This is a genomic window from Anaerosporomusa subterranea, from assembly GCF_001611555.1.
In the GTDB taxonomy this organism is placed as follows: Bacteria; Bacillota; Negativicutes; order Sporomusales; family Acetonemataceae; genus Anaerosporomusa; species Anaerosporomusa subterranea.
The window spans coordinates 99,134-113,499 of sequence record NZ_LSGP01000026.1; the positions used below are offsets into that span (position 1 = coordinate 99,134).

General features: G+C 46.7%; 14 protein-coding genes. 12 read left to right on the forward strand and 2 right to left on the reverse strand.

Going from position 1 to position 14,366, the window contains the following annotated elements:
• Window positions 1-194 precede the first annotated feature (194 nt).
• Genes gltS through AXX12_RS17310 form a run of 3 tightly spaced genes read left to right on the forward strand, consistent with a single transcriptional unit; the run spans window position 195 to window position 2,988 of the window.
• Window positions 195-1,424 (forward strand): sodium/glutamate symporter, encoded by a 1,230-nt coding sequence (gene gltS / locus AXX12_RS17300; RefSeq protein WP_066245448.1) that lies wholly within the window; start codon window positions 195-197, stop codon window positions 1,422-1,424.
• A gap of 31 nt (window positions 1,425-1,455) precedes the next feature.
• Window positions 1,456-2,352 carry a glutamate formimidoyltransferase gene (gene ftcD / locus AXX12_RS17305; RefSeq protein WP_066245450.1) on the forward strand — a complete coding sequence of 299 codons (897 nt, stop codon included), beginning with the start codon at window positions 1,456-1,458 and terminating at the stop codon, window positions 2,350-2,352.
• 9 nt (window positions 2,353-2,361) lie between these two features.
• Window positions 2,362-2,988, forward strand: a complete 627-nt coding sequence (locus AXX12_RS17310) for a cyclodeaminase/cyclohydrolase family protein (protein ID WP_066245451.1) — start codon at window positions 2,362-2,364, stop codon at window positions 2,986-2,988.
• Window positions 2,989-3,073: 85 nt separating this feature from the next.
• Here AXX12_RS17310 and pdxT read toward each other — a convergent pair whose 3' ends face one another.
• Window positions 3,074-3,661, reverse strand: coding sequence for a pyridoxal 5'-phosphate synthase glutaminase subunit PdxT (gene pdxT, locus AXX12_RS17315; protein ID WP_066245453.1), 588 nt, complete (start codon window positions 3,659-3,661; stop codon window positions 3,074-3,076).
• Window position 3,662: 1 nt separating this feature from the next.
• Complete coding sequence (gene pdxS, locus AXX12_RS17320) at window positions 3,663-4,541, reverse strand: pyridoxal 5'-phosphate synthase lyase subunit PdxS (RefSeq protein ID WP_066245455.1); 879 nt, start codon at window positions 4,539-4,541, stop codon at window positions 3,663-3,665.
• A gap of 114 nt (window positions 4,542-4,655) precedes the next feature.
• On the opposite strand from pdxS, the gene pdxR reads away from it, so the two are divergent.
• The 9 genes from pdxR to AXX12_RS17365 all read left to right on the forward strand — a co-directional run bounded on the left by pdxR (window position 4,656) and on the right by AXX12_RS17365 (window position 14,359).
• Window positions 4,656-6,119: a MocR-like pyridoxine biosynthesis transcription factor PdxR gene (pdxR, locus tag AXX12_RS17325; RefSeq protein WP_066245458.1), complete on the forward strand. Its 1,464-nt coding sequence runs from the start codon at window positions 4,656-4,658 to the stop codon at window positions 6,117-6,119.
• Between the two features lie 341 nt (window positions 6,120-6,460).
• Window positions 6,461-6,679, forward strand: coding sequence for an HD domain-containing protein (locus AXX12_RS17330; RefSeq protein ID WP_066245461.1), 219 nt, complete (start codon window positions 6,461-6,463; stop codon window positions 6,677-6,679).
• Window positions 6,680-6,822: 143 nt separating this feature from the next.
• Complete coding sequence (locus AXX12_RS17335) at window positions 6,823-7,647, forward strand: radical SAM protein (RefSeq protein ID WP_066245463.1); 825 nt, start codon at window positions 6,823-6,825, stop codon at window positions 7,645-7,647.
• A gap of 423 nt (window positions 7,648-8,070) precedes the next feature.
• Window positions 8,071-9,156: a sulfate ABC transporter substrate-binding protein gene (locus tag AXX12_RS17340; RefSeq protein WP_066245464.1), complete on the forward strand. Its 1,086-nt coding sequence runs from the start codon at window positions 8,071-8,073 to the stop codon at window positions 9,154-9,156.
• 17 nt (window positions 9,157-9,173) lie between these two features.
• The gene (gene cysT / locus AXX12_RS17345) at window positions 9,174-10,019 is read left to right on the forward strand and encodes a sulfate ABC transporter permease subunit CysT (RefSeq protein WP_066245466.1); all 846 of its coding nucleotides are present in this window, start codon (window positions 9,174-9,176) and stop codon (window positions 10,017-10,019) included.
• A gap of 11 nt (window positions 10,020-10,030) precedes the next feature.
• Window positions 10,031-10,921, forward strand: coding sequence for a sulfate ABC transporter permease subunit CysW (gene cysW, locus AXX12_RS17350; RefSeq protein WP_066245468.1), 891 nt, complete (start codon window positions 10,031-10,033; stop codon window positions 10,919-10,921).
• A gap of 16 nt (window positions 10,922-10,937) precedes the next feature.
• Window positions 10,938-12,008, forward strand: coding sequence for a sulfate/molybdate ABC transporter ATP-binding protein (locus tag AXX12_RS17355; RefSeq protein WP_066245470.1), 1,071 nt, complete (start codon window positions 10,938-10,940; stop codon window positions 12,006-12,008).
• A gap of 364 nt (window positions 12,009-12,372) precedes the next feature.
• Entirely contained in the window at window positions 12,373-14,064 is a 1,692-nt protein-coding gene (locus AXX12_RS17360) for an adenylyl-sulfate reductase subunit alpha (RefSeq protein ID WP_066245472.1), read from the forward strand.
• Window positions 14,045-14,359, forward strand: coding sequence for a 4Fe-4S dicluster domain-containing protein (locus AXX12_RS17365; RefSeq protein ID WP_066245474.1), 315 nt, complete (start codon window positions 14,045-14,047; stop codon window positions 14,357-14,359). The genes AXX12_RS17360 and AXX12_RS17365 overlap by 20 nt, the downstream gene beginning before the upstream one ends.
• The last annotated feature ends 7 nt before the right edge of the window (window positions 14,360-14,366 follow it).

Consider the following 14,366-nt stretch of genomic DNA (forward strand, 5'->3'; position numbering starts at 1 on the left):
GCTGAGGCCAAGCGATTTTGAAAACTTCACGCAGCATATCATCATGCTTAAAGGAACTGCATATGTCTTTCATAAGGGCAATTATGATATATGAACATATGTCATCAGAAAGGGGGCAAGAAATGATCTTCTTTATTTGATAAAAGCTAAAAAGGGATTCCCAAAATAAAAAAGTAGAGGAGTTAGTAGTCCATATGAAATTTGAAATTATTAAATCGGTATTGACCTTCACCTTTGATAATATCGGCACTATGACTTTGGCAGCCATACTGTTAATGGTCGGTTACTGGGTGAAAAAAAAGGTGCCACCGCTAGAAAAGTTTTGTATACCTGCTCCTGTCGTCGGTGGATTTATTTTTGTATTCATCAACTTTATGTTCTATTTAAGTGGCGCGGTAGCATTCAAATTTGATTCCACTTTCATGGGAGCCTTTATGCTTGCTTTCTTTACAACGGTCGGTTTAGGAGCAAGCCTCAAAGTTCTGCTGACAGGCGGCAAGCTGCTTCTCTTGTACTGGGTGGTTAATGTGGGTGTAACCATAATGCAAACGGGAATTGGCATCGGCTTAGGCCCAATGGTCGGTTTACATGCGGTCTATGGCATCATATCTGGACCGATCGCACTAGTTGGCGGACATGGCGGAGCCGCGGCGTACGGGCAGACGCTCGAGGGAATGGGCTTCCCCGGAGCAAGTCTAGTCGGCTTAGCGTCTGCAACCTTTGGACTCGTTGTAGCCAGTCTGATCGGCGGACCGCTCGGTAGGAGGCTGGTCGTCCAATACGATTTGAAACCAAACCTTGACGATAACTTCACTATCGATACCAGCGGTTATCAAGAAACCATAAAAGTGGAAATGGATTATGGCAATACTATGAAAAACATAACCGCCCTGCTTCTGTGCATGACTCTTGGATCTGTTATCGTTGGCTGGCTCGGCAAATTGATTAGCATGACAATCCCCACCTATGTCGGCGCGATGTTCTTTGCTGTTCTAGTTCGCAATCTCAACGAAAAATATCATTTTTACAAGTACAGCATGGAGTTTAACGATAAACTAGGAGATATCTGCTTGGGCATCTATCTTTCCATGGCCCTGGTTACCCTCAAACTTTGGGAACTGGCTGAACTGGCATTGCCTCTGATCATCGTATTATGTGTGCAAACGGTTGTTCTGGTCGTACTCACCTATATCGTGATATTTAGAATCCTTGGTAAAAACTATGATGCGGCAGTTATGTGTTCCGGATTAATCGGCCATGACATCGGTTCAACACCGACAGCGGTGGCGAATATGACCACCATTATGGAGAAATACGGTCCGTCGCGTAAAGCGTTGATTATCGTTCCTATTGTTGGTGCGTTTCTTATTGACGTTTTTTATCAACCGTTTGTCATCTGGTGCATCAACATATACGCAAAATAATGGGAGCTTATTGCTGTAAAGGAGAATCATCATGCTAAAACTAGTCGAATGTGTACCTAACTTTAGTGAAGGCCGCCGTCCTGAGGTCATAGATGCAATCGTCGGCGAGGCCCGGGCAGTCTCCGGCGTTAAGGTTCTTGACGTCAAGCCAGATGCCAGTCATAACCGGGTGGTTGTCACATTAGTGGGCGAACCCCAGGCAGTCAAAGCAGCTGCCTTCCACGCCTGCGCCAAAGCAGCTGAACTGATTGATATGGAACAACACCACGGCGAACATCCGCGCATTGGCGCGACGGATGTAATTCCTTTTGTTCCAATCAGCGAAGTCAGTATGGAAGAATGCGTAGAATTAGCTGAGCAATTAGGTGCGGAAATTGCTGAGAAGCTAAACATTCCTGTATATTTGTATGAGGCGGCTGCCAAATCTCCAGCCCGCAAGAATCTGCCAGATATCCGAAAAGGTCAATATGAGGGCTTGAAGCAGGAAATCGTCAAACCGGAGCGCCATCCCGACTTCGGGCCGGCAAAAATGCACCCGCGCGCAGGCGCTACGGTTGTTGGAGCCCGTCAGTTCCTTGTGGCGTATAATATCAATCTTGGTACGAGCGATGTCAAGATCGCCAAGAAGATTGCCAACTGCATCCGTGAAGCCAAAGGCGGATATAAGTATGTCAGGGCGTTGGGCGTCATGATCGAAGACCGTAATGTCGCCCAAGTCACCATCAACATGATTGATTATACAGGTACTCCTCTGTTTCGTGTGTTTGAGACGGTTAAGTCTGAAGCGGCCCGCTATGGCGTCAATATCATTGGCAGCGAATTGGTTGGTTTGACGCCAATGCAGGCGCTGCTTGATGTTGCGGAGTTCTATCTGCGGTTAGAGGGCTTTGACCGCAAGCAAGTGCTTGAAAATCGTCTGTTTGAATAGGGGGAGAATATGCTAGTCCAACAAACAGTAGCTGGTTTTATTGCCGAATTATCTTCTGACTCGCCGGCGCCAGGCGGCGGCAGCGTCGCTGCGCTTTCTGGTGCATTAGGAGCATCCTTGGTAGGCATGGTGTGTCGGCTGACGATAGGCAATGCAAAATACGCCGCAGCGGACGTGGCGATGCGCGGTGCGTTGGTCAAAGTGGATGAATTGAAGGATACACTGACCAGATTAATTGATAAAGATACTGCTGTTTTCAATCAAGTGATGGCTGCTTACCGTTTACCGAAAACAACAGATGCAGAAAAAACCAATCGTAGTGAAGTGATCCAGCTAGCTCTGAAAGAGGCTGCTGCATTGCCGCTATCTGTGGCTGAGCATTGCCTAGCCTTGCTTGAATTATCAAAACAGGCTTTAGTCAACGGCAATGCCAACGCGTCTAGTGACGCGGCTGTAGCTGGCGCAATGGCTCATGCCGGGTTGGCGGCTGCGTTATATAATGTAAGAATCAATGCGATGTCGATAAAGGATGAAGAATTTGCTGTCGCTCTGCAGAAGTCGGCCAAATCGCTGAAATCTCGTGCGGACAGCATGTACAAGGAATTAGAAGCCGCTGCCGATGTGAAAATCGGTTAAGTTTAAATAGAAAAGTTCATACTTCCCAAAACAGAAAAACCGGAGTAACCGACTCATCCGAGTCATGTACTCCGGTTTTTTTATATTATGCCGTCTGTGCTTTGCGGACTTTATCGGCGAAGTATTTGTGAAAAGTCAAATCAGACGTTAATTCAGGATGAAAAGCTGTTGCCAGCATGTTATCCTGTTCGACGGCCACAATTTTGTCATCAATTTTAGCTAGTATTTTTACATCTTGACCTACGCTCTCTACATACGGAGCTCTGATAAAAACCAGCGGAATAGGGGTGTTGGCTATATCCGGCAGTACCGTGTTGACTGAAAAACTGTCCAACTGACTGCCATAACCATTGCGTTGAACACAAATATTCATGACGCCCAAATGGTTGTCAGGCTGCCCACTGATGGATTTAGCCAGCAGAATCATACCGGCGCAGGTTCCCCAGACGGGTAGGCCTGCTTTTATTTTTGCGGTCAGCGGTTCCAAAAGGTCAAATTCACGCAACAGCTTGCCCATGGCGGTCGATTCACCGCCTGGGAGAATCAGGCCATCCACATCTTCCAATTCCATCGTGGTTTTAACCAGTATTCCCTTTACCTGCGGCAGACTCTGTAACCGATCCAAATGCTCTTTAATCGCTCCCTGCAGCGCCAGTACGCCGATTGTCAGCATGTTACCACCCTCTGTTAGCTAACCGGTCTTGTTCAATAATCTTGTCGATTTCGATGCCGACCATGGGTTCGCCCAAGTCTTCGGAGATATCAGCAAGCTTAGCGGGATCATTATAATAGGTAGTAGCTTGAACAATGGCTTTTGCACGCTTCTCTGGATTACCAGATTTGAATATGCCTGAGCCAACAAAGACGCCGTCACAGCCTAACTGCATCATCAGGGCAGCATCAGCCGGTGTGGCAATGCCACCGGCGGCGAAATTAACGACCGGCAGGTTGCCGTGTTCCCATACATATTCGATTAAATCAAACGGTGCTCCCATTTCTTTGGCAATGCTCATCAACTCTTCTTTGGGCGCTGCTTTGACTCGCCGCATATCGGCAGACATGGTACGCATATGGCGGACTGCTTCAACTACATTGCCGGTGCCGGCCTCGCCTTTGGTACGAATCATTGCGGCTCCCTCGCCGATTCGACGCAGCGCTTCACCGAGATTTCTGGCGCCGCAGACAAAGGGAATCTTAAATTCTTTTTTATTAATATGATACAGGTCGTCGGCAGGAGTTAGCACTTCGCTCTCATCAACATAGTCAATACCGATTGCCTCTAGGATTTGGGCTTCGACAAAATGACCAATACGGGCTTTGGCCATAACCGGGATGGAAACTGCCTGCTTAATCTCTCTGACCATTTTCGGGTCTGACATGCGCGCTACGCCGCCATCCTTGCGGATATCGGCAGGTACTCGCTCTAACGCCATAACCGCTACAGCGCCGGCTGCTTCAGCGATTTTTGCCTGTTGGGCATTGGTGACATCCATAATGACGCCGCCTTTTAACATTTGTGCTAGGTTCTTGTTTAGTTCATATCTGTTATCCATGATAACCCCTCGCTTTTCTCGTCTTATTCTGATACAATCAATTGTACCGATACAGTTTTGTACTGCCGGCAATAAATTTTTATTAGTTTAGCAAACAAAGGACGGCCTGACAAGATGAATGAGCAATTTTTTGATTTTGTATCGATACAGTTGAGTAAAGACAATAAAGATTCGCTATATGTTCAGCTGTATGGCGCGTTGCGAGAGCTAATTTTACAGGGAAAACTAAGTCATGGCTACCTTTTGCCGCCTGTTCGAAAGTTCGCAGCCTTTTTAACGGTTAATCCGGGCACAGTCGTTAATGCCTATAAGCTGCTAGAACAAAACGGCTATATTTTTTCCCGTGCCGGCAGTGGCAGCTATGTTGCTGAAATTCATGATCAAGTCCTTGCTGAAGCGGAGCAGACTGTTTTCGAAACAGACATGGAAGCCTTTGCTGAAACTCTTGCTGATAGCATAGCGCCAATTGCTAATGACTGCATTGATTTGGCTAGTATTACTCCTGATCCTGAAATGGTACCGATTGAAGATTTTAAAAGTGTGCTGATTGAAGTGATCGACAGGGATAAAGGATATGCCTTCACCTATCAAGAGGGGCAGGGCTACTATCCGCTTCGGGAGGCCATATCGCTTTATTTGAAACCCCAAGGGGTTAATTCTATACCCGAAAATATGCAGATCATTTCTGGAGCCCAGCAGGGGATTGATATTGTTGCTAAGGCGCTTTTACGTTATGGAGACTATGTGTTTACCGAAAGCCCTACATACCCTGGGGCAATTGCAGCTTTCCGTTCGCGGGGGGCCAAAATTATTGAAATTAGCATGGAAGAAGATGGTATTAATATTGCCGAGCTTGAACAAAAGTTGCGCAGTTTCCGGCCTAAATTGCTTTATGTCATGCCAAATATCCAGAACCCTACAGGCTGGTCCTATTCCCTGAATAAACGCAGCCGGCTAATGAGTCTGGCAAGATATTATGATGCGATTGTTTTGGAAGATGATTATATTAGTGAACTCAATTTTTCTAACAGTAGCCTGGCACCGTTAAAAGCCATTGACCGTGATGGGCGCGGGATTTATCTTAAAAGTTTTTCTAAACTGTTCATGCCTGGTTTGCGTTTGGCCTTTTTAGTAACTCCGCCGCATTTGGCAAATACGATTATGTCAGTTAAGCACCATTCTGATATTTCTACAGCAGGACTGACGCAACGCGCTTTTGATTTATATCTGCGTAAAGGCGTCTGGGACAAACACATCGCCAGTGTACGTAATCTCTATGCAGAACGTTACCAAGCGACTCTAGATGCGATTAGCCGGTATCTGCCGGAGGTCACTTGCCATAGCCCGCATGGCGGTCTGACATGCTGGCTGGAACTGCCTAAAGGATTGTCCGCCGAAAAGATTGTACAGCAGGCGAGAGATAAAAAAGTGTTGTTAACGGCAGGGACTGCTTTCTTTCCCCGTCGTCCCATTGACAGCTATTTGCGAATAAGCTTTGCTGTTGCTGATTGTGACAAGATAAAGCAGGGGATACAAACGCTTGGCGAGGTCATACAGGAGCAGATTTACCGGATTTGAAAAATAGATTTCCGAACGATTTAACTTCATTTTTTATAAATGAATCCAGCGCATGCGCATAAAGCCTCTTGACGGTGAAAGAAACTAGTACTATTATTTAAACTAAGTGAGATCTGAAACTAGTATATACGGCTAATCAGAAAACTGAAGGCCAAGGAAGCTACATGTTATGCTTCCTTGGCCTTTTCCGTATCCTGGAGAAGCTTTCATACTGTCGGGGAAATCCGGGACCGCACAAGATGCCTTTGCTTGAAGAAAAAATTTGAAAGAAGGAATCTTCATGACAGAGAAAAGGTTTGACCGACAAAGTGCATTTCTACTTTTACAAGAGTATGTAAAAAATGAAATTTAAGCATTCATTAACCGTTGAGGCGGTTATGCAACACTTTGCCCAATTGTTTAATGAACCAGACGAAGACAAATGGAGAGTAATTGTGTTATTGCATGATATCGATTTTGAAATATATCCCGCAAGGCAAGGCGGAGGAATGAGGCGTACCGAGAGTGCGCCGATTGACGACAACGCGGTATTGCGGAAAATATACCGCCAGAATATATAAGGATTAGAGTTGACACTGTACTAAGGCTGAGATAATGCCTTCATTGGGCTGAGAGGCGGAGAAAAATTAACAAGGGCTGATTAGCAAACTAAAGGCCGGAGACTGCTGGGTTTTTTGTTTATCAGAGTAAAGGAGGAATGAGAATGAAGCCGCATACTGCCCCTCGCTCAGAAACTCAATATAAACAATTTTTTCAGAAGTATCCCTACTTGCGTGAAGAAGTGAACCCTAATTGTGGGCGAATTGATCTGCCAGTGAGCCCGGTTTGCAACATTCAATGCCACTTCTGTAAGCGTGGCTTGAATAAAGAACAAAATCAGTCTAACAGCGTTATACTGAGACCTGACCAAGCCTTTAGGGTATTAGACGACGCATTGGCCTTGTGGCCGGAGATTATCACGGTCGGCATTGCCGGTCCGGGAGATACTCTGGCTAGCCCTCATGCTTTAGAAACGTTTCGCCTTGTACACTCTAAGTACCCCAAGTTAGGCAAATGCCTAAACACCAATGGTTTGCTGCTGCGCGAAAAGGCAGAGGCGTTGGCTGAAGCAGGAGTTAATATGATTAGCGTCAATATGAATGCCGTTAACGTCGGAATACTGGCGCAGATTTGTTCATATGTCTTACATGACAACAAGTATATGACTGGTGAAATAGCGGCTCGTTGGCTGATTCTTGCCCAAGTAGCGGGGATCCGTGCAACAGCTGATTTGGGAATGGCTGTGAAAATAAATACTGTATTAATTCCTGGCGTCAACGATCACCATATCAGTGAAGTGGCTAAAGTAGCTGCCCAGGTTGGTGCGCGATTCATGAATATTATGCCACTTGTTCCTCAACATAAGTTTAGTGATCGGCGTTCACCTACCGACCAAGAACTGAATGCAGCGAAAATGGCTGCGGAAAGATATCTGCCTTGCTGCTGTCATAGTTCAACGCCTGGTGGCATGTTAAAGACAAGCGGGTGATTTCTTTGTTGCTTACCCGGGTCATGTTGGAGAAACGCAGCATCGCTCATTCGTAATGTGAACGTCTACTGCACTACAAAAAGAGTAGATTATTCTGAGTTGTGAAAAAGGCATTGACAACGGGAAAAACACAGTCTATAATTCAACCATTAGGGTAATCGGTTTAGTCGACCAGATAACTGGAGATTAACCACACATGTGGTTAATCTCTTTTTTTTATCTATCAAATCTCGCTCCAGGGCGAGTCGTAGAATGAAGTATGGAAGATAGATTCGCTTTTTACAGTTCCGGAGCATAGTATATTATATATAAGCGATGTATAATCGAACGACAATGGTCGACCAGAAAACTGGAGACTAACCATGAAAAGTGGTTAGTCTCTTTGTTATTAAAAATTATCAAAAAAAGAGGAGGATGTTCGCTATGTCAATTTTATCAAATCGGCCGCAAAAATCCGGAATCAGGAGGTTTGGCCTGCTTATTATCGCGTTGTTGCTGCTTGCCTTCAGTTTGGCAGGTTGCGGCGCCAAACAAGAGGCGGCGGCAGACAAGGGAAAACCGGCTGCCAAGGAACCGGTTACATTGCTTAACGTTTCCTATGATCCTACCCGTGAGCTATACAAAGAATTCAATGATGCGTTTGCTAAGCAATGGAAGGAAAAGACTGGACAGACTGTTACGATAAAACAGTCGCATGGGGGCTCCGGAAAGCAGGCCCGTTCTGTGATCGAAGGTCTGGAGGCTGATGTTGTCACATTAGCCTTGTCTGATGATATTGATGAGCTTCATAAAGCAGGGCTGATTCCGGCAGACTGGCAGAAACGGCTAGCCAACAATTCCACTCCCTATACTTCTACGATCGTATTCTTAGTGCGCAAGGGCAATCCCAAGAATATCAAAGATTGGGATGACTTAATCAGACCTGACGTATCGGTAATTACTCCTAACCCTAAAACATCAGGCGGCGCACGCTGGAATCATCTTGCAGCCTGGGGCTATGCGCTGAAGCAGAATAACAATGATGAAGGCAAGGCCAAGGAGTTCCTGGCTAAAATCTATAAAAATGTTCCTGTGCTTGATACAGGCGCCCGGGGATCAACCACGACCTTTGTCGAGCGGGGTATCGGCGATGTATTGCTTGCCTGGGAAAATGAGGCGTTATTGGCTACCATCGAGCTTGGCAAGGATAAATTCGATATCGTTGCTCCATCTGTCAGCATTCTTGCTGAACCGCCGGTTAGCGTAGTTGATAAGGGTGTAGACAAAAAGGGAACGCGCGAAGTAGCTAATGCGTACCTTCAGTACCTCTATAGCGATCAGGGGCAAGAAATTGCTGCAAAGAACTTTTACCGTCCGCGCAATGAAACGATAGCTAAGAAGTATGCTAATCAATTTCCTAAGCTCTCTCTGTTTACAATCGATGAATTGCTGGGTGGCTGGGGCCAGGCTGGTAAAAAACATTTTGGCGATGGCGGTATCTTCGATCAGATTTATACGCCAAAAAAATAGCAAAGTAGGAATGGACTATGCTATCTAAATCGTTTGCAATCAAAAAGCACAGTATTTTGCCAGGCTTTGGGTTGACTATGGGATTCACGTTGCTGTACTTAGGAATACTCGTGCTGCTCCCGTTAGCGACGATATTTATCAAAACTGCAGGGATCGGCTGGGCCCAGTTGTGGAGTATAGCCACTGAGCCGAGGCTGGTTGCATCCTATAAATTGAGTTTTGGGGCGTCGCTTATTGCCGCTGGCATTAACGCAGTTTTCGGTCTGTTGGTAGCCTGGGTCTTAGTGCGTTATACCTTTCCGGGGAAACGGATTATCGACGGGTTGGTAGATCTTCCTTTTGCTCTGCCAACCGCCGTCGCCGGTATTACTCTAACGACTCTCTATGCGCAAAATGGCTGGCTTGGCAAGTACTTTGAACTGCTGGGCATTAAAATAGCCTTTAGCCCCATTGGCGTCGTAGTTGCGCTCACTTTTATTGGCTTGCCGTTTGTCGTAAGGATGGTCCAGCCTGTTTTGCAGACATTAGACAATGAAGTGGAAGAAGCGGCGGCTTGCCTGGGGGCAAATCGATTCCAGACGTTTACTAAGGTGATTTTTCCGGAATTGCTGCCGTCATTATTAACCGGCTTCGCATTAGCATTTGCCCGTGCCTTGGGGGAATATGGATCTGTTGTCTTCATTTCCGGAAATATGCCTATGCGTACCGAGATAACCCCTCTCCTGATCATGATCAAGCTCGAACAATATGATTATGCTGGCGCCAGTACAGTTGCAGCTGTTATGCTCATTGTTTCATTTGTTTTGCTGTTTCTGATTAACCTATTGCAATGGTGGAGCAGCAACCGGCGCACATTAAATTAGGAGGCGGTAGTATGGCAGGAAATATTGCTCTCAAGTCCGGATCAGCCCCTGTGCCTCGTTCTACAGCTATCGCCGAGCTGTCGCCCATTCGTTGGATATTAACCAGTATCGCCCTTGTTTTTCTTGGGCTGATGCTGGTTATCCCCCTTATCGCCGTTTACACTAAGGCTTTGGAGGGCGGGATAGCTCTATACTTTAAGGCGGTTCTCGAAACAGATGCACTGGCGGCGATTCAGCTTACTCTGTTAACCGTAGCTATTGCCGTACCGTTGAATACAATTTTTGGCTTAGCCGCAGCCTGGGCTATCGCTAAGTTTGAGTTTAAAGGAAAAAACTTCCTGATTACGCTTATTGATCTGCCGTTTGCGATTTCGCCGGTGATCGCTGGTTTGGTCTTTGTCTTTCTTTTCGGCAGACCGGGAATCTTTGGCGCTTGGGTAGAAGCGCATGGGATAAAAATTGTATTTTCCACACCTGGCATCATTTTGGCGACTGTATTTGTTACGTTTCCCTTTGTTGCCCGAGAACTGATACCTCTGATGCACTCCCAGGGTACGGCGGAGGAAGAGGCTGCCTTAACCTTGGGCGCAAATGGCTGGAAGACGTTCTGGCATGTAACTATCCCTAATGTCAAATGGGCATTGCTTTATGGGGTTATTCTCACAAGCGCCAGGGCAGTCGGCGAATTTGGCGCGGTATCGGTCGTTTCGGGGCATATACGCGGCTATACGAATACGTTGCCGCTGCACGTAGAAATCTTGTATAACGAATATCAGTTTGTTGCTGCCTTCGCGGTTGCTTCACTAATGACATTAATGGCAATTTTTACGTTGGTTGTTAAGAATTTCGTAGAGTGGAAAGTGCAGCAGGAAACGAAACGGCCAACAACCGATGCGCGTTGAGTAGGGAGGGTTAACCATGAGCATTGATATTGTTGATATCAATAAAAAATTTGGTGCATTTACCGCATTGAAAGATATAAATTTGACTGTTCCGACCGGAGAGCTGGTTGCTCTCTTAGGCCCCTCGGGATCAGGAAAAACTACTTTGCTGCGCATTATCGCCGGTTTAGAAACAGCAGATCAGGGATCTATTTTATTTAACGGCGAAGATACGGCTAGCCGGAATATTCAGCAGCGTCAAGTCGGCTTTGTATTCCAGCATTATGCACTATTTCGCCATATGAATGTCTTTGATAACATTGCATTTGGCTTGAATGTCCGTCCGCGTAAAGTTCGTCCGACCAAAAGCGAAATCGCCGACAAGGTAAACCACTTGCTCAGTTTAGTTAAATTAGAAGGACTGGCCTCCCGTTACCCAACACAGCTTTCCGGCGGACAGCGGCAAAGAGTTGCTCTGGCGCGGGCTTTGGCAGTAGAGCCTCAGGTACTGCTGCTCGATGAGCCCTTCGGGGCTCTGGACGCAAAGGTCCGTAAGGAGCTGCGGCGCTGGCTGAGGCAGCTCCACGATCAGCTTCGGGTCACCAGTGTCTTTGTTACTCATGATCAGGAAGAAGCACTGGATGTGGCTGACCGCATCGTCATCCTCAATCAAGGCGTTATCGAGCAGCTTGGTACACCGGAAGAAGTGTATGAGAACCCTAAAAATGCGTTTGTTTACGATTTTCTTGGCAATGTGAACCTATTTCATGGCCGTATTCATCAAGGCCGGGTGCGGATCGGCTCGATCGAGATCGATGCGCCTGAATATGCCAATACACTCGATACGCAGGCGATCAGTTATGTTCGTCCTTATAATATTGAAATTGTTCGTGCAACCAGCGAGCCAGACTTCATTCCGGCGCGGATTTTATTTATCCGCAGTGTCGGTCCGACGGTTCATCTGGAGCTAAAGCGGGAGGATACGGGGGAGTTAGTCGAAGCAGAGCTGAGCAAAGAGCATTACCACGAGCTTCGGCTAAAAAGCGGCGAAGCTGTGTTTGTTAAGCCCAAAGATTTGAAGATTTTTATCAATGATTATTGTATATAAGAAAAACCGTCGTTGCCTATGAGACCTTACAGCACGTGTATTGCTAAAACGGATTAGCATCGCTGCGTCGGTCCTTTTAGAGAACGGATGAGGACGGAGAACGTTAACCGCAGAGTACGTAGAGCAACACAGAGGGTACCCGCAGAGGGTGATACGGTTTCCTATAGAAAATACCATAACGCATTCGTTCCCTCTGTGTCCACTCTGCGACCTCTGTGTACTCTACGGTATCGTTCTTCTGTGAGCGGCGGCCCTTGTTTTATCTAGCTTTGCAGTCTCAAAAAACTTATACATTCCTTACTTCTAAAAAATTATGGTGCAAATGTTGGCATGATCTTTTCGTACAAAGGAGGTCTCTGGATCGGTGAACTTTGAAGCAAGAGTAGTGGAGACAGATATTCTCATTGTTGGCGGCGGAACTGCAGGCTGCTTTTCCGCCATCACGATTGCGGAAAACTCTGAAGCAAAGGTGCTTATTGCCGAAAAAGCTAACATTAAACGCAGCGGCTGTCTCGCGGCTGGGGTAAATGCTTTAAACGCCTATATCGTGCCAGGGCAAAGTCCGGAAACCTATTTGGAGTATGTGAGGAACGACTCGGAAGCTGTGATCAGGGAAGATCTGGTTTACACTATCGCCAAGCGGCTTAACAGCGTTACTCATAAGCTGGAAGCGCTTGGCCTTGTCATCCAAAAGGATGAAGCCGGCAATTATGTTTCCCGGGGAACCAGAAACATAAAAATCAATGGTGAAAATATAAAAACTATTTTATCTGACGCTGTTCGTCAGCACCCGGGTATCACAGTGATGAACAGGGTGAATATCTTTGACTATATTGTTCAGGATCAGAAGGTAATCGGCGCTTACGGGTTTTCACTGGACGAAAAGGTTCTTTACGTGATAACAGCCAAAGCGGTAATTTGCTCCACCGGTGGCGCCGCCGGGCTGTACCGGCCGAATAATCCGGGCTTTTCACGCCACAAAATGTGGTATTGTCCATTCAATACAGGCGCCGGTTACGCGATGGGCATAAGGGCTGGGGCAGAAATGACAACCTTTGAAATGCGATTTATTGCTTTGCGATGTAAGGACACGATAGCTCCTACCGGAACTATCGCGCAAGGCGTCGGGGCTAAACAAGTTAATAGCGCCGGCGAAGAGTACGAACGGAAATACGGAACACTTACCACCGCTAATCGGCTGTACTCAACAATTGAAGAAAACAAGCAAGGCCGGGGCCCCTGTTATCTAAAAACCGCAGGAATTACGACTAACGAGGAGAGAGAGCTTTACAAAGCATACCTGAATATGGCTCCCGCTCAAACGTTGCGGTGGCTGGAAAGTGAGAACGGGCCTGCCAGCAAAAATGTTGAGATTGAGGGTACTGAGCCGTATATTGTTGGCGGACATACGGCCAGCGGTTATTGGGTTGACACCAACCGGGGAACTACCCTCGCCGGGCTTTACGCCGCAGGCGATGTGGCAGGCGGCAGTCCCCAGAAATATGTTACCGGTTGTTTTGCGGAAGGAGAGATAGCCGCTTTTTCTGCATTGCACTATGTGGCGGGAAAATCAGCCATAGTACCGGATCACGCCGATATTAGCGCGAAGCTGGCGGATATTACCCATTTTTTTGCCGATGAGGCTGCTTTGTACAGCATTGAAGACATCGAAGAAGCGATGCAGAAGACGATGGATGTGTATGCGGGCGGTATTTCCACAGGCTATTCCTTTAATAAACAGAAATTGGAGTTAGCGGAGCGGCGCATCAAAGAATTGCTGGCAGTTGTCAGACATGTAAAAGCCAAGGATTTACATGAACTGATGCTGATTCACGAGGTAATAGACCGCCTCTATGTGTGCCAAGTACTGATCCGGCATCTCGAAGCAAGGCATGAGACACGATGGCACTGTTTCCAGGAAAATACCGATTATCCTGAACGGGATGATGAGCATTGGTTGAAGTATATCAACTCACAATTTAAAGCAGGGGAAGTCAAGATACTTCTGCGCGACTTGATAAAAAAGGATGAAGTCTATGAGCATCAAGATCGATAGACAAAAATGCAATGGTTGTGGCAAGTGTCGTGAAGTTTGTCCGGGTAACCTGTTATATAAAGACTGCAGCGGCAAAACCGAGATTCGATATCCTAAAGACTGTTGGGGCTGCACGTCCTGTGTGAAGGAGTGCGCTTTTAACGCAATTCGCTATTATCTGGGAGCCGATATTGGCGGAACGGGCGGTTTTTTATATACGCTCCAGGAAGAGAGTCTGCTGCATTGGATCATTATCGACCCAGAAGGCGGCAAAAAGGTTATCACGACCGATAAACGCCAGGCCAATGCATACTGAGGAGGGA

Coding starts and splice junctions, on each gene's coding strand:
- pdxS (WP_066245455.1), bottom strand. CDS start 4,541: ATGGATAACAGATATGAACTAAACAAGAACCTAGCACAAATGTTAAAA.
- AXX12_RS17310 (WP_066245451.1), top strand. CDS start 2,362: ATGCTAGTCCAACAAACAGTAGCTGGTTTTATTGCCGAATTATCTTCT.
- AXX12_RS17335 (WP_066245463.1), top strand. CDS start 6,823: ATGAAGCCGCATACTGCCCCTCGCTCAGAAACTCAATATAAACAATTT.
- pdxR (WP_066245458.1), top strand. CDS start 4,656: ATGAATGAGCAATTTTTTGATTTTGTATCGATACAGTTGAGTAAAGAC.
- cysW (WP_066245468.1), top strand. CDS start 10,031: ATGGCAGGAAATATTGCTCTCAAGTCCGGATCAGCCCCTGTGCCTCGT.
- AXX12_RS17340 (WP_066245464.1), top strand. CDS start 8,071: ATGTCAATTTTATCAAATCGGCCGCAAAAATCCGGAATCAGGAGGTTT.
- AXX12_RS17365 (WP_066245474.1), top strand. CDS start 14,045: ATGAGCATCAAGATCGATAGACAAAAATGCAATGGTTGTGGCAAGTGT.
- gltS (WP_066245448.1), top strand. CDS start 195: ATGAAATTTGAAATTATTAAATCGGTATTGACCTTCACCTTTGATAAT.
- cysT (WP_066245466.1), top strand. CDS start 9,174: ATGCTATCTAAATCGTTTGCAATCAAAAAGCACAGTATTTTGCCAGGC.
- pdxT (WP_066245453.1), bottom strand. CDS start 3,661: ATGCTGACAATCGGCGTACTGGCGCTGCAGGGAGCGATTAAAGAGCAT.
- AXX12_RS17355 (WP_066245470.1), top strand. CDS start 10,938: ATGAGCATTGATATTGTTGATATCAATAAAAAATTTGGTGCATTTACC.
- AXX12_RS17330 (WP_066245461.1), top strand. CDS start 6,461: ATGAAATTTAAGCATTCATTAACCGTTGAGGCGGTTATGCAACACTTT.
- ftcD (WP_066245450.1), top strand. CDS start 1,456: ATGCTAAAACTAGTCGAATGTGTACCTAACTTTAGTGAAGGCCGCCGT.